Genomic DNA, 4513 nt, shown 5'->3' on the forward strand with positions numbered 1-4513 from the left:
AGAGGTCACACCCGTTCCCATTCCGAACACGGCAGTTAAGCTCTTCAGCGCCGATGGTAGTTGGGGGTTTCCCCCTGTGAGAGTAGGACGCCGCCAAGCAATTTCTAGTTTTAGGATTCATAACCCGAAGAATGCAGGTTCAAAATCCTATCTCTTTTCAAAAAAACCTTAGGATTTTTCCTAAGGTTTTTTTGTATATTTTTTCATCTGAAGCGTTTGGATGAACTCTAGGCGGGAGGATTTTTGATGAATAAAGAAGAAATCCGAAATACTGACCAAATCCTTCATTCTTTTGCTGAATGGTTAATGGATCAAAATAAATCAGACAGTACGGCTAAAACATATGTAGGTGTTCTCTCTCAATTTTTTCAATGGATGAAAGAAGAAATAGAAGAGATTGAATCGACCCATGTGCAGGCCTATCTTGATTATATGGACGATTCCAATAAAAGTGCCGGAACAATCGAAAAGCATTATACAGCCATCACTGTATTTTCCCGGTTTCTTAACAAACCAGAGATTATGGCCAACATTGACCGCAAAGCCAAGGAAAAGAAGGATGAACCACCAGAGTCACTGGAGCCAGCTGAACAGTCAGCACTAATAAAAGAAGTGGAAGACGAAGGAAATGTGCGGAACATTGCTATTGTTTATGTTCTTCTTCATACCGGGATTCGGGTCTCCGAGCTTTGTGAATTAAATCACACCGATATAAAAAAAGACGGTGAAAGAGAATCTATTCTTATCCGGGATTCAAAAGGCGAGATTGAACGGGTTATCCCCCTATCAAGAGCTGCCAGTGAGCATATTAAGCGTTATAAAGACTCTCTGAAGGCCGAGAATGAAGCAGTCTTCTTATCCAGTGTTAACCAGCGTATGACACCGAGGGCGGTTCAATATATGCTGAGCAAGTACGATGTGAGCCCGCACAAGTTGAGACATACTTTTTGCCAGAATCTTATCGATAAAGGAATTGAGATTCAAACCGTCTCAAAGCTGGTCGGCCATAAGGATTTAAATATGACTAAACGCTATATCAAAGAATCCGGACAGGGACTTGATGCAGCTATTCAAAATACATTTGATTGATAAAAAAGAAATACCCAGTTATTCGGGTATTTCTTTTTTATCGTGTTCATTTAAGATACTGTTCCAATGCTTCCTCGATCAATAGATAAATGTTCTTTTCCTGAAGCAGCGACTGCATTTTCAGTTCTTTATGAAGGTCCGTTCTTAGATCGAAGGATACCCGTTTTCGGTCTTTCTTCTTTTCTTCTTTTTTTCCACTGTTTAAACGTTCCTTGGTTTCTTCCGGTAATACTTCTTCGTTCAAGGCAAAACTGGGGCTAATGTGCTTTTGACTGCGCATTTTACTCTTGATGTCATTTACCTTCGACACGGCTGATCAACTCCTTATAGAATCCTTCGTATTGTCCCAATGCCTGCCGCAGTTCAGCGTTCTGGTTAAATCCATACAGAGATAATCTGCCAACAGGCGCCTTCCTGGTAATCACCGTATCAAATACCAGGTCCGGGTAATCTTCCGCAATTAGTTCATTAAAGGCCTTGGCATCGCTTCGCCTTACATCATTCATCGTGCGCAGCACGCCGATCGCCTGAGTATTTCTCTTTCCGAATTCATTGGCTCCATGGATAGAATCCATGAAATTCGGGATAGCTGAATAGCACCAATTTGAACATTCGAATAAAACAACCACGTATTCACTGGCACACAGTGCATTTGTTGTCTGTTCGCTTAAGGAGGGAGGAGTATCAATAACGATAAAATCGTATCTGTCCCTGACGGACTTCAAAGCATGATCTAAGACAGAACTTGGATTCCCGCTAAAAGGGATCGTATCGCCTTTATATGTTTTTCCCGTATACAGCCAGCGCGGGAAAGTTGCCAAAAAGTTGTTGGCAGGCAGAAGATCGAGGTGATCGTTGATATTCAGTATGTAGCCCTCAACATTATCTTCCTGCATCGCTTCCAGCACGGACTTGCCCATATACTCATTTGAAGGCTGCTCAGACAGAAGCTCTGTAAGGTTGCCCTGTGAGTCCATATCCACTGCAAGGACCCTATATCCATTTCTGCTCAACAAGTGCGCGAGAATGCCGGTTGTGGTGGATTTTCCGCAGCCTCCCTTTTGAATTCCCATTGTAATAGTAATCGCCATCCCTTTATCACCCTTTCTTCTTTTATTTTTTTCTTCTAACGTTGTTTTCTTCTTTTCTTCTTTTCTTCCTTTCTTCTAACGTTGTTTTCTTCTTATTTTATACGATGCCTTTGTCATCCAATTAAAAAAGGCACTCATTAATGGGTGCCTTTTTTTAATTTCTTAAGTTGCTTTTCGAACTTACGCTTGCGCTTTTCTAGCTCCTCTACTGAATCACTTTCAGCCTCCGGCTCCTGAATTTGCAGAACTTCAAATAATTCTTCTTTAATTTCTTCAAATGTAACTGCTGCTGATTCATGATCCAATTTCAGTACTTCCTCCATTTTTTCAATGGACTTTTCCCGTATATACCAAGCAGGCAGTACTTCTTTTGATTTTCTGAAGTCAGATACTAAGCGTATAAGGATGTCTTCTGATTCATCATTATCCTTGTTTGCTGCCTTTAAGACCTTGGTTATGTATCCGACGGGGTTTTCGATGTCCTTGCGGTCCTGTATTTTCTCCAGGAGGCTCATTACATTGTCCTGTCCATGCTTTTCCCATGAAAGAATGACTTCGTCCGTTAACCTTACCCCCATCTTTAAGCCGAGTTTTTTCACTTTCTCTATAAACGTATCGGCAAATTCCTGCAAATGATTTTGAAGCAGGTCCAATTGATCAGGTTTTCCATTGCTTCCTGAAGTAATGAAAAATTTGATTTTATCCACTCTTCGTCCTGTCCTGATTTCTTCTATTTCAAAGGATATATCCGTTTTAGCCTTCAATTCCTTCTGGGCTGGTACAAGAACACGCTGCTTAAAGTTTCCGTATGCAGGATAGATATCCTCAGCCCCGAGCATTTTGCGCAGGTCCTTCAGGTAAAAGGATCTTTCCTTCAGTCTTTCATATTGCTTCAGTAATTCATATATCCTTATGGCGTAGGAGCTTTTCAGCTTCACCACATTCTCAAGTTTGTAGCTTGTGAATTCCCTTTTCAGCTGAAGCAGGTACGGCCGCAGGAAGGGATCAAACCTTATGTCTACAGTTCCTTCCGTTTCGTTATACGCTACATAGCTGAGCCACGAAACCTGTATGACCTTTTTTTTAATCCGCACTTCAAATACCTTCTTCATCAAATCCTTCGTAATCTGCTTCAGTTCTGTATATTTGGGTGTTCCTTTTAAGCTTAGGAGATCTGAAAATTCCTGAATAGGCAGGGTGTAGGTTTTGAAATCTGAATCTGCAGGTGTAATATGGCTCGCCAGACAAAGGATGATTTTTTGTTCTACCACGCCTAATTTATAATTTGCTTCAATGAGCATATTCGACTTAGTCACCAAATGGTTGTTCTGTGTTTCGTTTTTTTCTAAAATTTTCATCACAATTTCCTCCCTTTCGAGCTTCTTCATTATGACAAAAATCCATCGATAACAAAAGGATTTTTTTGTTATAGTTCGCACCAAAAATGTTATAGTTCGCACCAAAAATGTTATAGTTAGAGGTCTTGAGGCCAGTCATACCAATGGTTTGAGGCCTCCGAAAACAATTAAAACAATGTAAAACAATTAAAACAATATTAGTAAAACAAACACAACAGGGGGTTTTTTGTTGTGAAAATTCTGAAAACTTTAAGATAGAGTAAGTTCAAAACACTAATTTGTGTATCAAAGGTTAAAGACTATTATTTTTTTAAAAGGTTTTAATGATCTGTCTTTACACCTCTGATAGAGCGATAAAAAGAGAGAAATTATAAAGAATTCAATGTCTGGCTTTATTTCTGTCTTATTTCTAGCATGATCTTATACATATTCAGGATACCGGCCGGCTCATTCTTTTTCGTAAACGCCAGAAGACCTCACCCTGCCAACGTACCTTTTGGAATGCTGAGGTCTTCTGGCACTCTAAAGATATCGCCGGCCGGTAGGGAAAGTTTTCTGTCTTGATGTGAACAGTCAGGCAAGATGTGAGTTAAGAGAAAATAAATGCTTTAGAAAAAGAAAAAGAGAAAAATGAAAGTAGATAAAGCTACAGATGTAGGATTCGAGGGTTCCGAAAAGGAAAAATGAAAAACAGGCATAAAAGTGTATGATTCACCAAGAGGTTTTTAAAAAATACGCTGTTTAAGCTTTGTATTTGCCTTTCTAAGCTGTTTGATTTTTTTCCGAATAGGAAAATAAAGATAGGGAGTTCAAACCTCTAAAAACAGCCTTTATGGACGTCTGATAACGAGGGTCTTTCGGAAGTAAAAAAAAAGAACAGTCAAAGACTGCTCCTTCGTTCGGAACCGTTATTTAAACACACTGAAGGTTTTCAAGACATTATTGGTTTCTTCTTCTGTGATGCCGATATACCTC

At 39.7% G+C, this 4513-nt stretch carries 4 protein-coding genes and 1 rRNA gene (1 of these 5 running past the window's edge); 2 read left to right on the forward strand and 3 right to left on the reverse strand.

The window, feature by feature from the left end; genetic code table 11:
- A 5S ribosomal RNA gene (rrf, locus tag ACFWFP_RS34390) occupies positions 1-99 on the forward strand (it extends 17 nt beyond the left edge of the window).
- A 147-nt stretch (positions 100-246) separates the two neighbouring features.
- On the forward strand, positions 247-1089 hold the full coding sequence (locus ACFWFP_RS34395) for a tyrosine-type recombinase/integrase (RefSeq protein WP_376296049.1): 843 nt from the start codon (positions 247-249) through the stop codon (positions 1087-1089).
- A gap of 46 nt (positions 1090-1135) precedes the next feature.
- Here the strand turns inward: ACFWFP_RS34395 and ACFWFP_RS34400 are convergent, their stop codons facing one another.
- From ACFWFP_RS34400 to ACFWFP_RS34410, 3 genes are all read right to left on the reverse strand, one after another.
- Positions 1136-1399: a hypothetical protein gene (locus ACFWFP_RS34400; protein WP_376296050.1), complete on the reverse strand. Its 264-nt coding sequence runs from the start codon at positions 1397-1399 to the stop codon at positions 1136-1138.
- A complete protein-coding gene (locus ACFWFP_RS34405) occupies positions 1383-2180 on the reverse strand; it encodes a ParA family protein (RefSeq protein ID WP_376296051.1) in 798 nt (265 codons plus the stop codon). The genes ACFWFP_RS34400 and ACFWFP_RS34405 overlap by 17 nt, the downstream gene beginning before the upstream one ends.
- A 137-nt stretch (positions 2181-2317) precedes the next feature.
- A complete protein-coding gene (locus ACFWFP_RS34410; protein WP_376532906.1) occupies positions 2318-3568 on the reverse strand; it encodes a replication initiation protein in 1251 nt (416 codons plus the stop codon).
- Positions 3569-4513: the final 945 nt, after the last annotated feature.

This window comes from Nocardia sp. NPDC060249, assembly GCF_042728755.1.
In the GTDB taxonomy this organism is placed as follows: domain Bacteria; phylum Actinomycetota; class Actinomycetes; order Mycobacteriales; family Mycobacteriaceae; genus Nocardia.

Bases quoted from the DNA above. Each gene is read 5' to 3' on its own strand.
- ACFWFP_RS34405 (WP_376296051.1), bottom strand. From the start codon at position 2,180: ATGGCGATTACTATTACAATGGGAATTCAAAAGGGAGGCTGCGGAAAA.
- ACFWFP_RS34395 (WP_376296049.1), top strand. From the start codon at position 247: ATGAATAAAGAAGAAATCCGAAATACTGACCAAATCCTTCATTCTTTT.
- ACFWFP_RS34410 (WP_376532906.1), bottom strand. From the start codon at position 3,568: ATGAAGAAGCTCGAAAGGGAGGAAATTGTGATGAAAATTTTAGAAAAA.